General features: G+C 71.6%; 11 protein-coding genes. 2 read left to right on the top strand and 9 right to left on the bottom strand.

Features of this window, described 5'->3' with window-relative positions:
* Positions 1–209: hypothetical protein (locus ACWDS7_RS09375; RefSeq protein WP_451928849.1), on the top strand; the 209-nt coding region annotated here is incomplete at its 5' end.
* Positions 210–343: 134 nt separating this feature from the next.
* Positions 344–1,330, top strand: a complete 987-nt coding sequence (locus tag ACWDS7_RS09370; RefSeq protein ID WP_451928848.1) for a pirin family protein — start codon at positions 344–346, stop codon at positions 1,328–1,330.
* On the opposite strand, the gene ACWDS7_RS09365 is transcribed toward ACWDS7_RS09370, so the two are convergent.
* The 9 genes from ACWDS7_RS09365 to ACWDS7_RS09325 all read right to left on the bottom strand — a co-directional run bounded on the left by ACWDS7_RS09365 (position 1,321) and on the right by ACWDS7_RS09325 (position 13,138).
* Positions 1,321–3,114, bottom strand: coding sequence for an amylo-alpha-1,6-glucosidase (locus ACWDS7_RS09365; protein WP_451928847.1), 1,794 nt, complete (start codon positions 3,112–3,114; stop codon positions 1,321–1,323). The genes ACWDS7_RS09370 and ACWDS7_RS09365 overlap by 10 nt on opposite strands.
* Before the next feature lie 2 nt (positions 3,115–3,116).
* Positions 3,117–3,977 carry a carbohydrate ABC transporter permease gene (locus tag ACWDS7_RS09360; RefSeq protein ID WP_451928846.1) on the bottom strand — a complete coding sequence of 287 codons (861 nt, stop codon included), beginning with the start codon at positions 3,975–3,977 and terminating at the stop codon, positions 3,117–3,119.
* A gap of 12 nt (positions 3,978–3,989) precedes the next feature.
* Positions 3,990–4,865, bottom strand: a complete 876-nt coding sequence (locus ACWDS7_RS09355; RefSeq protein WP_451928845.1) for a carbohydrate ABC transporter permease — start codon at positions 4,863–4,865, stop codon at positions 3,990–3,992.
* A gap of 68 nt (positions 4,866–4,933) precedes the next feature.
* Positions 4,934–6,241, bottom strand: a complete 1,308-nt coding sequence (locus ACWDS7_RS09350; protein ID WP_451928844.1) for an ABC transporter substrate-binding protein — start codon at positions 6,239–6,241, stop codon at positions 4,934–4,936.
* Positions 6,242–6,278: 37 nt separating this feature from the next.
* On the bottom strand, positions 6,279–7,034 hold the full coding sequence (locus tag ACWDS7_RS09345; protein WP_451928843.1) for an SDR family NAD(P)-dependent oxidoreductase: 756 nt from the start codon (positions 7,032–7,034) through the stop codon (positions 6,279–6,281).
* On the bottom strand, positions 7,031–8,260 hold the full coding sequence (locus ACWDS7_RS09340; RefSeq protein ID WP_451928842.1) for an ATP-NAD kinase family protein: 1,230 nt from the start codon (positions 8,258–8,260) through the stop codon (positions 7,031–7,033). Before ACWDS7_RS09340 ends, ACWDS7_RS09345 begins: the two co-directional genes overlap by 4 nt.
* Positions 8,257–9,816: an aminomethyl-transferring glycine dehydrogenase subunit GcvPB gene (gene gcvPB / locus ACWDS7_RS09335; RefSeq protein WP_451928841.1), complete on the bottom strand. Its 1,560-nt coding sequence runs from the start codon at positions 9,814–9,816 to the stop codon at positions 8,257–8,259. Before gcvPB ends, ACWDS7_RS09340 begins: the two co-directional genes overlap by 4 nt.
* A complete protein-coding gene (gene gcvPA / locus ACWDS7_RS09330; RefSeq protein WP_451928840.1) occupies positions 9,813–11,144 on the bottom strand; it encodes an aminomethyl-transferring glycine dehydrogenase subunit GcvPA in 1,332 nt (443 codons plus the stop codon). The genes gcvPB and gcvPA overlap by 4 nt, the downstream gene beginning before the upstream one ends.
* Complete coding sequence (locus tag ACWDS7_RS09325; protein ID WP_451928839.1) at positions 11,141–13,138, bottom strand: beta-galactosidase; 1,998 nt, start codon at positions 13,136–13,138, stop codon at positions 11,141–11,143. The genes gcvPA and ACWDS7_RS09325 overlap by 4 nt, the downstream gene beginning before the upstream one ends.
* Positions 13,139–13,191 lie beyond the last annotated feature (53 nt).

Genomic DNA, 13,191 nt, shown 5'->3' with positions numbered 1-13,191 from the left:
CGGCGACCTGGTTCAAGGGCGGCTCCGAGCTCGGCGTGCTGGACCTGGGCTATCTCGCCCGTCCCGCCGGGAAGGTCGGCAAGTCCGGGAAGTCCTACGTCGTCACCACGCTGACCAGCGACCCCCGGACGGTGATCGACGAGAGCACCGCCGCACCGGAGCTCATCTCGCTGAGCCGGGGCGCGTTCGCCCTGTTCAGGACCCGATGATCCGGTGACCGCCGGGGCCTGACCCGGCCGGCTCCGAGGCCGTGGCGCGCTCCGCGCCACGGCCTCACCCTCTGCGGAATAGTTGAAGAATCAACTGAGTTGATACCAGCGAATCTCGCAGGAAGGAGCCCGACATGCCCGCCGTTACCGTAGAGAACCCGTTGACCCTGCCCCGGCTGGCCCAGCCGCTCGACGCCGTGCGCGAGCGCGAGGTGCTGGCCGTGACCACCGCGCCCAGCGGATTCGAGGGCGAGGGCTTCCCGGTGCGCAAGGCGCTGGCGACGATCAAGCCCCAGTATCTCGACCCGTTCATCATGATGGACCAGATGGGCGAGGTGGAGTACGCGCCGGGCGAGCCCAAGGGCACTCCCTGGCACCCGCACCGGGGTTTCGAGACCGTCACCTACATGATCGACGGCGTGATGGACCACGCCGACTCCCATGGCGGCGGCGGCACGATCTCCGACGGCGACACGCAGTGGATGACCGCCGGCGGGGGCATCCTGCACAAGGAGGCTCCCCCGGAGTGGCTGGTCGCCAAGGGCGGCCTGTTCCACGGCATCCAGCTCTGGGTCAACCTGCCGGGCAGCCAGAAGATGGTCGCGCCCAACTACCAGGACATCGGCAGGTCCAACGTCGTCCTGCTCAGCAGCCACGACGGCGGCGCGCTGGTCCGCCTGATCGCCGGCGAGGTCGGCGGCTTCACCGGCCCCGGCAGCACCAGGACGCCGATCACCCTGCTGCACGCCTCCCTCAGCCCCGGCTCCCGCCTCACGCTGCCCTGGCGCAAGGACTTCAACGCCCTCGCCTACGTCCTGTCCGGACGGGGCTCGGTCGGCGCCGACCGGCAGCCCATCGAGTCGGGCCAGCTGGCGGTCTTCGACGGCTTCGGCACCCTGCCGGGCCTCGGCACCGACGGTGAGACCATCACCGTCTCGGCGTCGGCGACCCAGGAGAGCCGCAGCCCCAACCTGGAGGTCATCGTGCTGGGCGGCCGCCCGATCGGCGAGCCGGTCGCGCACTACGGCCCGTTCGTGATGAACACCCAGGAGGAGCTGGTCAAGGCCTTCGAGGACTACCAGGCCGGCCGCCTGGGCACCATCCCCGCCGCTCACGCCTGAGCGGCGGCCAGGTCGAGGAAGAGGGCGGAGGACCAGCCGAAGCCGCTGGTCGCGCGGGCCGCGCGGGCGCCGGTGAGCGGGTTCCAGTATTCGTACAGGCCGCCACCGGCGTTCACCATCTCCAGGGTCCGCCTGGTCAGCTCGTCGGCGACCTCGGCGTGGCCCGAGCGGCGCAGACCCTCGATCAACAGGTAGTTGACGTTGAGCCAGACCGGGCCGCGCCACATGGCGTCGGGGTCGAAGGCCGGGTCGTCGAAGGCGACCGTGGGCACCGGGCGCTCGGCCCAGAAAGCCGGGGAGAGCAGGTCGGCCACCAGCCGCCCGGCGATCTCCTCGGGGAGGCGGCCGGTGAACAGCGGCATCAGCTCCAGCGGGGTCCGGGTGGCCACCTCCAGCTCGCCCGCCCGCGCCCCCGCCGCCCCGGCGTCACCGGCGGCGTTCCCCGGCGCGCGGACCTGTCCGCCGGTCCTCTCCGGGGTCCCCGCCTCCGCGGCGACCTTCGCCGACGGCGCCGCCGTACGGCGGGCCGCCTTCGACAGGGTCACGAAGCGGCTGCCGTTCCAGCGCCTGGCCACCAGCAGCTCGACGTGCTCGGCCGCCCGCTCCCGCCAGAGCCGCGCCTCCCCGGTACGGCCCAGCGCCTCGGCGATGTCGCCCAGCCGGTCGGCCTGCAGGGCCAGGTAGGAGTTGAGGTCCGGGGGTTCGGCCCGGGGACCGTGGTCCCAGATCGGGCTGTCGTCCAGACCGGACGAGTAGGGATGGAGATATTCGGCCAGCCCGTCGCCGTCGGGGTCGGAGACGGTCAGCCACCACTCGTGCGAGCGGGCGATCGGCCCGTAGACCTCGGCGAGGAAGTCCAGGTCCGGGGCCACCTCGTGGATCTTCCAGACGGCCCAGGCCGTCAGCGGGGGCTTGGTGACCGGGACGACGCCGCCGATCGGCTCGGCGGCCCCTTCCGGACGCCCCGGGTCCTCCCCCCGTGCCCCGTCGGCCGGCTCGGCTCCGTCGGCCGGCCGGGCGGGATCTCCGGCCCCCTCGGAGCCCTCCCCGCCCGCCTGGCCGACGTGCTGGGCCAGGCGGATGTGGTCGGAGCGGGGCAGGTCGGTGGTCTCGGCGAGCACGCCCAGGTCGTGGACCACGTCGGGGATGAGGCCGTCGGGACGCTGGTGGTCGAGCAGGATGCGGATCTGGTCACGGGCCAGCTCGGGATCGGCGTGGCGCAGGGCGACGGCGTGGAAGTAGGAGTCCCAGTTCCAGATGCCGACATATCCGTACTTGGATGGGACAACGCCCTCCCGGCCGCCCGCGGAGCCGATGGGCAGCAGGTTCACGCCGAGCGTCCACCACGCCTGCTCGGCCCGCTCCCGCAGCCCCTCCGGCACGGCCGGCATCCGGCCGGACCACTCCCGCCAGCGGCGCGCGGCGCTCTCCAGCAGGGCGGCGCCGTCGTACGGGCGCGCCTCCCCCACCAGCACGCGGGCTCCGTCGATCTCCACCGCGCCGCCGTCCCAGACCGCGCGGGCCCCCGAACCGGTCAGCACCAGCGTCTCGGCGTCGGCGAAGACCAGGTCCACGCCTCCCTCGAAGGAGACGCGGTCGGCGCGCGCCTGCCGTACGGGCAGCTCCGCACCGCCGGAGAACACCCGCAGACCGGTGAGCACGGTCGTCTCCGACAGCCGGGTCTCGTACTCGGCGCGGGCGATCCAGAGCGAGCCGTCATCGGCGGCCATCACCAGCAGCCGGGAGCCGCGCTCGGTGAAGGGCCGCTCGCGAAGGTCGAGCATTGTCAGCGTCCTCCCAGGCCGGACATGGCCATGCTGTTGAGGATGCGCCGCTGGCCGATCAGGAAGGCGATCATCATCGGGATGACCGAGATGGCCGAGGCGGCGAGGATGAGGTTGTAGTCGGTGGCGCCGTGCTGCCCGGCGAACTGGCTGACCAGCAGCGGCACGGTGGCCAGCTCCGGCGAGTTCAGGAAGATCAGCGGGAACAAGAAACTGTTCCAGCTCGCCAGGAAGACGATGATGCCGAGCGCGCCCATGCCGGGCCTGACGTTGGGCAGCACGACCCGCCAGAAGATCGTCCAGCGACCGGCGCCGTCGAGGCGCGCGGCCTCCTCCAGCTCGATCGGGACCGCCCGGATGAACTGCCGCAGCAGGAAGACCGCGAAGGGGTTGACGAAACCGGGCACGATCAGCGCCAGGTGGGAGTCGATCCAGCCGAGCCTCGACAGCATCAGGTAGAGCGGGATGATGATCACCTGCTGCGGCACCATCTGGGTCGCCAGGAACAGACCGAACAGCAGGCCGGAGCCGCGGAAGCGGATCCGGGCGAAGGCGTAGGCGGCCATCGCGGAGGTGACCAGGGTGAGGACCACGTTGACGGCCGCGATGTAGAAGCTGTTCCAGTAGGCCTGGGCGAAGGGCAGCGCGCCGAACACGTCGGGATAGTTCTGCGCCCGCCAGGGGGCGGGCAGCCAGTCGAGCGGCGAGTTGATCATCTGGTGCGCGCCCTTGAACGACGTCAGCAGCATCCAGACGAACGGGAACAGCATCACCAGCCCGCCGGCGACGAGCGCGGCGTGCAGGGCGACCTGGCCCAGCCGGCGAGGGACGGGGACGCCGGAGGGTCCGGGGATCACAGCCATCGACGCCTCCCCTTAGGAGTCGTAGTGGACGAAGCGCTTCTGCACTCCGAACTGGACGAGGGTGACGAGCAGCGTCAGCGCCAGCAGGATCAGCGCGGCGGCGCTGCTCATGCCGAACTCGAAGTCCTGGAAGCCCAGGTCGTAGACCTGGTAGACGATCGTGCGGGCGCCGTCGTTGTGGTCGGGGTTGACCAGCACGTAGATCTGGTCGAACGCCTGGAAGGAGCTGATCACCGCGACCACGGTGGAGAAGAAGATGGTCGGGGAGATCATCGGCAGCGTCACCGACCGGAAGATCCGGACCGGGCCGGCGCCGTCTATGCGGGCGGCCTCCGTCAGCGACGGCGGGATGGTCTGCAGCCCGGCCAGGAAGATCACGACGTTGAGGCCGAGCGAGGACCAGACGGTCACGACCGCGATGGCCACGATGACCCAGCCCGGGTCGTCCAGCCAGTTGGGCAACGTGATCCCGAACCAGTCGTGGACGGTGCTGTTGAGCACGCCGTAGTCGCCGCTGGCCAGGATGACCTGCCACATCACGGCCACCGCGACCGAACTGGTGACCACCGGCAGGAAGTAGACGACCCGGTAGAAGGTCTTGCCCCTGACGTTGTTCAGCGCGATCGCGACGAGCAGCGCGAGCGCCAGGCCCACCGGGACGGTCAGGACGGCGAGCTTGACGGTGTTCCAGACGGCCGTGCCGAACTGGGGGTCGGAGAGCTGGGCGGCGAAGTTGTCGAAGCCGACCCAGGACATCTCGCCGAGCCCGTCCCACTTCATGAACGCGAGCGCGACCGCGAACCCGAGCGGGAGGACCAGGAAGGCGAGCAGGCCGAGGACCTGCGGGGCGAGGAAGAGCGCGGCCCACCAGCCGTCCCGGCTCCGCACGCGCGTCGCCACGCGCGCGGGCCGGGGTTTCGCGGCGGGGCGCGCCGAGGTGACGGCGCCCACAGCCGTTATCCGATCTTGCCGTCGACGAGGGACTGGAGCTCGGTCATCCCCTGCTCGAAGGCGACCTTGCCGGTCCAGACCTTCAGCAGGTGGTCGTTGATGTCCTTGGTGAGGCCGGGCACCGCGACCTCGTCGGAGTAGTTGGCGAAGCCGGTGTCACGGACGTCCAGGAAGGTCTGGGCGTGCGCGGGGTAGCCGCCCTCCAGCACGACCTGCTCGGCTCCCTTGATCGAGGGGACCGCGCCGCCGTTCTTGAGGCGCAGGAGCTGGCCCTCCTTGCTGACGAACTCGGTCAGGAAGGTGAAGGCCTCCTTGGCGTTCTTGGAGTCCTTGTTGAGCGCCAGGTAGGAGGCCGCGACCGCGCCGGACATCGGCTGGCCGGTCTCCGACGGGAACGGCACGATGTCGTAGTTGGGCAGGTCGCCGCCCTTCTTGACCACGTCGATCATCCACCGGCCGCCGGCGAAGAACCCGGCCTTGCTCCGGATGAACTGGGTGTTGGCGCCGTTGCTGGCGGGCAGCACGTCGGCCGCCAGGAAGGTCTTGTCGGCGTAGCCCTTGGCCAGGGTCTGCAGGGCCTCGCGCGACTTGGGGTCGGTGGTGGCGACGAACTTGCCGCCGTCCCATACCTTGCCGCCGAAACCGCTGATGACGCTGTAGGTCGAGCCGTACCAGTTCCAGAAGATCGAGCCGGCCTTGCCCGCCGCCTTGAGCTTGGCGTTCATCTCGAGGTATTTGGCCATGGTCCACTTGCCGGCCGCGTTCAGCTCGGCCGGGTCCTCGGTGATCCCGGCGTCCTTGAGCGCCTTCTTGCCGTACCAGAGCACCTCGGGGTTGGTGTCGTTCGGGACGCCGTAGATCTGGCCGTCCTTCTTGGCCCCGCCGTAGATGCCGTCGAAGAAGTCCTCGGGCTTGCTCTTGCTGTCCGCGCCGGCGAGCTTGTCGTTGAGCGGGGCGAGCACCCCGGCGGCGACGAACTTTCCGACGTTGTCGTCGCCGACGAAGAAGACGTCGGGCGCGGTCTTGGAGGTGAGCTGGGTCAGGAGCTTGGGGTGGTAGTCCTCGTACTTGGGGACCGTCTCCATCTTCAGCACGATGTTCGGGTGGCGCTTCATGAAGTCGTCGTTGAAGCCCTTGTAGAGCGCGACGTCCTCGGCCGAGCCCCAGGTCGACCACCGGATGGTGACCTTCCCGCCGGCGGCCGGGCCGCCGGTGGCCGTGCCGCCGCCGCTCCCGCTGCAGGCGGCGGTGACAGTGGCGGTCAGTGCCAAGGCCGCTGCGGCCAGGGCTTTCTTGGAGATGGGGAAAGACACGGTGTGCCTCCTGGGGATGGGATTTTCGGGGGGTGGGTTAGGCGAGTCCGCCACCGTCGACGACCAGGGCCGCGCCGGTGACGTAGCTGGCGGCGTCACTCGCCAGGAAGAGGACGGCCTGGGCGATCTCGTCGGGACTGCCCGCGCGGCCCATCGGGCGGTCGGCGGCGTCGGCGGCGAAGGCGGCCCAGTCCTCCGAGAGCTGGCGGGCCTCCTCGCGGAGCATCGGGGTGTCGGTGTCGCCGGGGTTGACCGAGTTGACGCGGATGCCGGCCTTGGCGTGGTCGATGGCCAGGGCGCGGGTCATGTTGACCACGGCGGCCTTGGAGGCGCAGTAGGAGATGGCGTTGCCGCCGCCCTTGAGGCCCCAGCCGGAGCCGGTGTTCACGATCGAGCCGCCGTCCTTCATGGCGGGGATCGCGTGCTTGCACATGAGGAAGACCGAGCGGACGTTGACCGCCATGACCCGGTCCCACTCGTCGGCCGTGATGTCCAGGGCGGTGGTCCGGCGGATGATCCCGGCGTTGTTGAACAGCACGTGCAGGCCGCCGAAGGTCTCCACCGCGGTCCGCACGGCGCGCGCGCAGTCCTCCTCAGCGGCCACGTCCACCGTGACCGGCACGGCCCTGCCGCCCTCGGCCTCGATCTCCCCGGCCACCTCCGCGGCACCGGGGCCGTCGAGGTCGGCGACCACGACGGCCGCGCCCTGGCGGGCGAACAGCAGCGCGGTGGCCCGGCCGATGCCGGAGGCACCGCCGGTGACGATGGCGACCTTGTCAGTCAGGGTGGTCATGCCGGGAACTCCTCAGTCGCGGAACGGATCCGGTACATCGCGCTCTCGCGATATCCGGTGATGACGGAGACGTGGCCGCCGACCAGGGCGTCCGCCTCCGGGTCTCCGGTGTCGGCCAGCAGCGGGCGCCCGCCGAGGCCGGCGAGCTTCTGCTGGGTGGCCAGGACGGTCAGCCCTCCGGAGGCCATGATCTTTTTCAGTACGGCGGGGCTGATCTGCTGGTTGCCCCGGCCGAGCACGAACCCCTGGCCCCCGATCACCGAGACGACGGCGTGGGTCTCGCCCCCGCCGGCGAGGTCGAGAAGCTCCCGCTCGGTCACGTCGGCGGCGACCAGCTCGCCGTCCTGGACCACGTCCACGCCGAGCAGCGTGGTGGCCAGGCCGAGCCGGCGGCCGACGGCCATGGTGGTGGCGCCGGGGCCGAGGACGTAGCGGACGCCGGGCCGCATCCGGGCCACGACCTCCCGGGCGATGCTCTCGGCCGACCCGGGGGCGGCCGAGGACGACCCGACCTTGCGGCCCGACAGCCGCGCCCTGGCGGCGGGCACACGCACCGTGCCGTAGAGCCGGGGACCGACCCGGCCCCGCCGGTAGGTCTCCTCGTCGAGGTCCACCACCTCGGCCTCGGCCGTCCGCCCGTCGAACTCGGCGGCCGTCGCCCCCGCCGTGGCGGGGCTGAGCGCGAAGCAGCCGGAGTAGACCTTCACCCCCGCCGGGACGCCGAGCACCGGGCAGGACGGCGAGCCGTCGAGCACGTCCCTGGCGGTGCCGTCGCCTCCGGCGAACAGCAGCAGGTCGACGTCCTTCATGGCCTCGACGGCCGCCACCGTGTCCCGCGAGGACGACGGGTCGCCGGGGACGAGCCGCAGCAGCTCCGGGACCGCCCCGGCCGCCCGCGCGCTGTCCTCGCCCATCGACCCCGCGACGGTGCGGATCCGCGTGCCGGGACGCCGGGCCAGCAGGGTCCGCACGGCCTGCGCCGCGCGGTCGCCGGCCCCGGGGCGGGACCCCCGGGCCAGGGCCTCCCGCTGGACGTCGGCACCGTCGCTGCCCTTGAGACCGGCCGGTCCGCCGATCCCCGCGACCGGGTTGACGATCAGCCCGACCGTGAGGACCTCTCCGCCCGCGGGCACGGGCGCCGCCGGGGCGGCGGGAGACGGGGCGGAGGCCGCCGGTCCCGGGAGGGCCCGGGACGCGTCGGGGGACGTCGGCCGGTCAGCGGTCATGCCAGGTGCTTACGGGTGTAGGCGCGCCAGGTGGGCGACCACTGCTTGGGGTCGTCCAGTGACGTCTGATCGATCTTGTGGACCGTCTGGTTGTAGGGGGCGCCCTTGACGTGCTCGGGGTCGCGGCGGGCCTCGTCGGCGACGTGGGCGAGGATCGCGGCGTACTCGTCGAGGTCCTCCTTGGAGTACGACTCCGTCGGCTCCAGGGTGAAGGGCTCGGGGACCAGGTAGGGGTGGTGGCTGGTCCAGTAGTGCACGCCGAAGTCCGCGGCGCGGACGCCGATCTCCTCCGAGTGCACGCCCGTCTCCTCGAACAGCCCCTGCCAGGAGTAGCGGACCTGCTCCAGGCGCTTCTCGCCCCAGGGCGCCGAGGCGCCGGGGATGCTCAGGATCTTGTGCATCAGGTAGTTGTTGTTGAGCACCGCGGTCTCGGCGACCTCGCGCAGGCCCTCGGCTCCCAGCGCCATGACCCAGGCGTAGGCGCGGACCACGTTCGGGGTGACGCCGAGGAAGGGGCGCATCTTGCCGACCGACTGCGGGCGGTCGGCGTCGAGGTGATACCTCGACCCGTCGAACTCCACGGTCGGGCCGGGCAGGAACGGCGCGAGCCGCTCGGAGACGCCGCTCGCCCCGCCCGCCGGACCGCCGCACGCGTGCGGGGTGGAGAAGGTCTTGTGCAGGTTGAAGTGGCACAGGTCGAACCCGGCGTCGGCGGCGCGGGTGATGCCCAGGATGCCGTTGGCGTTGGCCTGGTCGTAGCAGGCCAGGCCGCCGGCCTCGTGCACCAGGGAGACGAACTCCTCGATGCGCGGGTTGAAGATGCCCGTGTCCTCGGGATTGGTGATCATCAGGGCCGCGGTGCGCGGGCCGACGGCGGCGCGCAGGGCCTCGATGTCGGGGTAGCCGTTCTCGTCGGGCATCAACGTGATGACCTCGTACCCGGCGGTCTTGGCGCAGGCCGCGTTGGACGGGTGGGAGAACATCGTGGTGATGACCTGGTCCCGCTGCTGCCCCTCGCCGCGCGAGGCGTGGTAGGCGCGGATCATCGCGATGTTGGCGTAGATCGCCGCCGACCCGGAGGCGGGCTGGAGCGAGACCCGGTGCATCCCGGAGATCTCGGCCAGGATCTTCTCCAGCCGCCAGTAGACCTCCAGGACGCCCTGCACGGTGTCGTCGGGCTGGAGCGGGTGGAGCTCGGCCACCTTGGGGTCGTTGACGAAGCGGTCGTTGACCTTGGGGCTGTACTTCATGGTGCAGGTGCCCTGGCCGACCGCGATGGCCTGGTCGACGCCCAGGTTCTCCTGCGACAGCCGGACGTAGTGCCGCAGCACGTGCAGCTGCGACATCTCGGGCAGCTTGGGCGGCTCGGCCCGCCGTACCGAGGCGGGCAGCTCCACCGCGGGCACCCCCGCGGCCGGTACGGCGATGCCCCGGCGGCCGGGACGCGACTGCTCGAAGATGATCGGCTCGTCCCAGCGAGCCTGGTGGAAGCGGCGCAGCGGCGGCTTGGGCGCCACCGGCAGCTCCGCGAACGACTCTCCCGCGTGCCCGCTCACGCCAGTTCCTCCTGTACGGCTGCCGCCAGCCGGTCGATGTCGTCCTTGGAGTGCCGCTCGGTCACGCAGACCAGCAGCGTGCGGTCGTCCAGCCGGACACCGCCGAAGATGCCGCGCTCGCGCAGCGCGGCCAGGAGCCCGTCGGAGGAGGGCACCTCGATCGCGAACTCGCGGAAGTGGACGGCGTCGGGGTGGAGCACCCGGGCTCCGGCGTCCGCGACGCGGTCCATCGCGTAGCGGGTGCGGGCCAGGACCGTCTCGCCGAGCTCGCGCATGCCCTCGGGCCCCATCAGCGCGAGGTAGACCCCGGCGGTGATGCCCCACAGGGCGGCCGCGGTGCCCACCCATTCCTTGCCCTCCTCGCGGTGGGCGAAGGAGGTCCGGTCGTAGAAGACGTCGCCGAAGCCGTACTCGCCGGGCACCGCGGTGGGCGCGATGCCGAACAGCCGCGAGGGGATCTCGGCGACCAGGCGCTCCTCGTCGCGGGTGGCGATGTATCCGGCGTGGCCGCCGCCGTAGCTCTGGTGCATGCCGAGCGACTGGATGTCCCCGCAGGCGATGTCCGCGCCGTAGGCGGCGGGCGGGGCGAGCACGCCCAGCGAGATCGGGTCGGCCGAGACGACCAGGAGCGCGCCGACGCCGTGCGCGAGGTCGGCGAGCTCGCGGCCCCGCGTCTCCACGACGCCGTAGACGTTCGGGGTCTCCAGGTAGATCGCGGCGAAGGTCTCGTCGATCTCCACGTCACCGATCTCGCCGCCCGCCCCGACCGGGGCGATGACGAGCTCGACGTCGTGGTCGAGGAAGTCGCGCAGCTTGCTCATCTTGTCGGCGCTGACGGCCCCGCTGAGCAGCACCTTGGAGCGGCCGGTGTAGCGGACCGCCATCCTGATGGCGGTCCCGGCCGCCTGGTAGCCGTCGTAGGTCGGGACGTTGACGACGTCCATCTCCAGCAGCTCGGCCATCATGCTGACGTACTCGAACAGGGCCTGGAAGCGGCCGTGGTCCTCGTACGGCTCGCCCGCGTAGGCGGTGAGGAACTCGCCGCGCCCGTTGACCTCGTCGCAGACGGCCGGGACGTGGTGCGGGTAGCAGCCGTGGCCGAGGAAGCTGAGCACCTCGGTGGTGTCGGTGTTGCGCGCCAGCAGCCCGCGCATGTGCGCGACCAGCTCGTGCTCGGAGGCCATCGGCTCGGGCAGGTCCAGCGGCCGGTCGAGGCGGAGGCCGGCCGGGATGACCGCGTAGAGGTCCTCGATGCTCGCGGCGCCGATGGCGGCGAGCATCTCGGCCCGCACGCCTGGTTCGGCGTTCGGGATGTAGGGGTGTGTCACCGTTCTCCTTCGGTTGGCTCGGCACCGGTGCGCAGCACCACGGCGTCGTGGGGCGGGATGTCGATCCGGCCGCTCAGGTGGCGGCCGGTGAGCAGGTCGGTCCCCGGCTCCCGCAGGTCGACCGGGGCGGGGGCCGTCGAGTGGTTGAGCAGGAAGAGGTAGCGGCCCCGGCGGGTGGCCTCCACGCCGTGCGGCACCTCGGCCACCGGCTGGACGCCCGCGGCCGCCAGGACCTCCGACAGGACCGGGGTGACGTCGTCGAGCAGGCAGCTCAGGTAGGTCGCCCGCCCCCGCCTGGTGATCGCCGCCTGGCCGTCCAGGTCGCCGCCCTCGTAGCGGGCGAGCACCTCGGCGTCCTCGACGCGCAGCCACTCGGCCCAGGTCCGTGCCGGTACGGCCGGCGCCCCGCCGTCCCCGGTCCCGAACCGCACCCGCTGGAGCTGTCCGTCGGGGAGCGGCCAGAACTCGTCCACCGTCAGGCCGAGCAGCTCCCGCAGCGGGCCGGGGGCGCCGCCGTCGTGGATCTGGTCGGCCGGGTCGACGACGCCGCTGAACGGGCCGACGACGAGGTGGCCGCCGAACGCGGCCAGCCACTCGGCCTGCTCAGGGGTGCACATGTAGAGGTTGGGGGCGATCACCACGCGGTAGCCGGACAGGTCGCGGCCCATCGGGACGAGGTCGACCGCGATGCCGCGGGCGTGCATCGGCCCGTACCAGGACTGCAGGAGCTCCTTGAGCCTGAGCCGGTTGGAGGGCATCGACTCGGGGGCCTCCAGGCCCCACCAGCTGTCCCAGTCGAGGACCAGCGCCACGTCGGCGCGCGTCTGGGACCCGGCGATCTCGGCCAGGCGTCCGAGGTCGGCGCCCAGCCGCAGCGTGTCCTGCCAGCCGCGCGAGGCGGTGCCGCCGTGCGGCAGCAGCGCGGAGTGGAACTTCTCCGGACCGTACTTGGCCTGCCGCCACTGGAAGAACATCGCGCCGTCGGCCCCGTGGGCCAGGGCCTGGAGGCTGTGCAGGCGCATCATGCCCGGCGGCTTGGGCGCGTTGACCTCGCGCCAGCTCACCGCGCTCGACGCCTGCTCCAGCAGGATCCACGGCTGTCGTCTCAGCGAGCGCATCAGGTCGTAGCTGAGCGCGACCGCCACGTGCGAGGCGGGGTCGGCGGGGTCTGGGTAGGCGTCGTCGCTGACGATGTCCTCGGCCTCGGCCCATTTCCAGTAGTCCAGGCCGTGCAGGATGCTCATGAAGTTGGTGGTCACCGGGATGTCCGGGGTGACCTCGCGGAGCACGGCCTTCTCCAGCTCGAAGCACTCCAGCAGCGCGTCGGAGCAGAAGCGCCGCCAGTCGAGGACCTGGGCCGGATTGACCGGTCCCGGAGCCTTACGGGGCGGGTTGACCTGGTCGAACGCGGTGTAGTGCTGGCCCCAGCAGGAGGTGCCCCAGGCGGCGTTCAGGCCCTGGACCGATCCATACCGCGCCTGGAGCCAGCGCCGGAAGTGCCGGGCGGACTCCTCGCAGAAGCATTCGAGGGTGTGGTCGGCGTACTCGTTGCCGATGTGCCACATGGCCAGCGCCGGGTGGTCGGCGTAGCGCTCGGCCATCGCCCGTGCCAGCCGTACCGTGGCCTCGCGAAAGACCGGCGAGCTGGGGCAGTAGCTCTGGCGGGAGCCGAAGTCCAGGCGCGTGCCCCCCGCGTCCACCGGGAGCACCTCGGGGTGCTCGCGCACCAGCCAGGGCGGCGGGGTCGCGGTGGCGGTGGCCAGGTCGGCGGCCACGCCGTGCTCGTGGAGCAGGTCGAGGATCCGGTCCAGCCAGCCGAAGTCGTACTCCCCGGGGCTCGGTTCGAGGCGGGACCAGGAGAAGACCGCGACGGTCGCCATGTTCACCCCGGCCTCGGCCATCAGCCTGGCGTCCTCGTCCCAGACGTGCTCCGGCCACTGCTCGGGGTTGTAGTCACCGCCGAACAGCAGACCGGAAACCCTGGTCAGACCCACCCGTAACTCCGATCTATGACATGTAATATTTTGAATGCAGAATTCATAGTGCA

This window comes from Streptosporangium sp. NPDC003464, assembly GCF_053588315.1.
This window is presented reverse-complemented; position numbering and strand designations above follow the sequence as displayed.

Bases quoted from the DNA above. Each gene is read 5' to 3' on its own strand.
- ACWDS7_RS09370 (WP_451928848.1), top strand. From the start codon at position 344: ATGCCCGCCGTTACCGTAGAGAACCCGTTGACCCTGCCCCGGCTGGCC.
- ACWDS7_RS09365 (WP_451928847.1), bottom strand. From the start codon at position 3,114: ATGCTCGACCTTCGCGAGCGGCCCTTCACCGAGCGCGGCTCCCGGCTG.
- ACWDS7_RS09360 (WP_451928846.1), bottom strand. From the start codon at position 3,977: ATGGCTGTGATCCCCGGACCCTCCGGCGTCCCCGTCCCTCGCCGGCTG.
- ACWDS7_RS09345 (WP_451928843.1), bottom strand. From the start codon at position 7,034: ATGACCACCCTGACTGACAAGGTCGCCATCGTCACCGGCGGTGCCTCC.
- ACWDS7_RS09340 (WP_451928842.1), bottom strand. From the start codon at position 8,260: ATGACCGCTGACCGGCCGACGTCCCCCGACGCGTCCCGGGCCCTCCCG.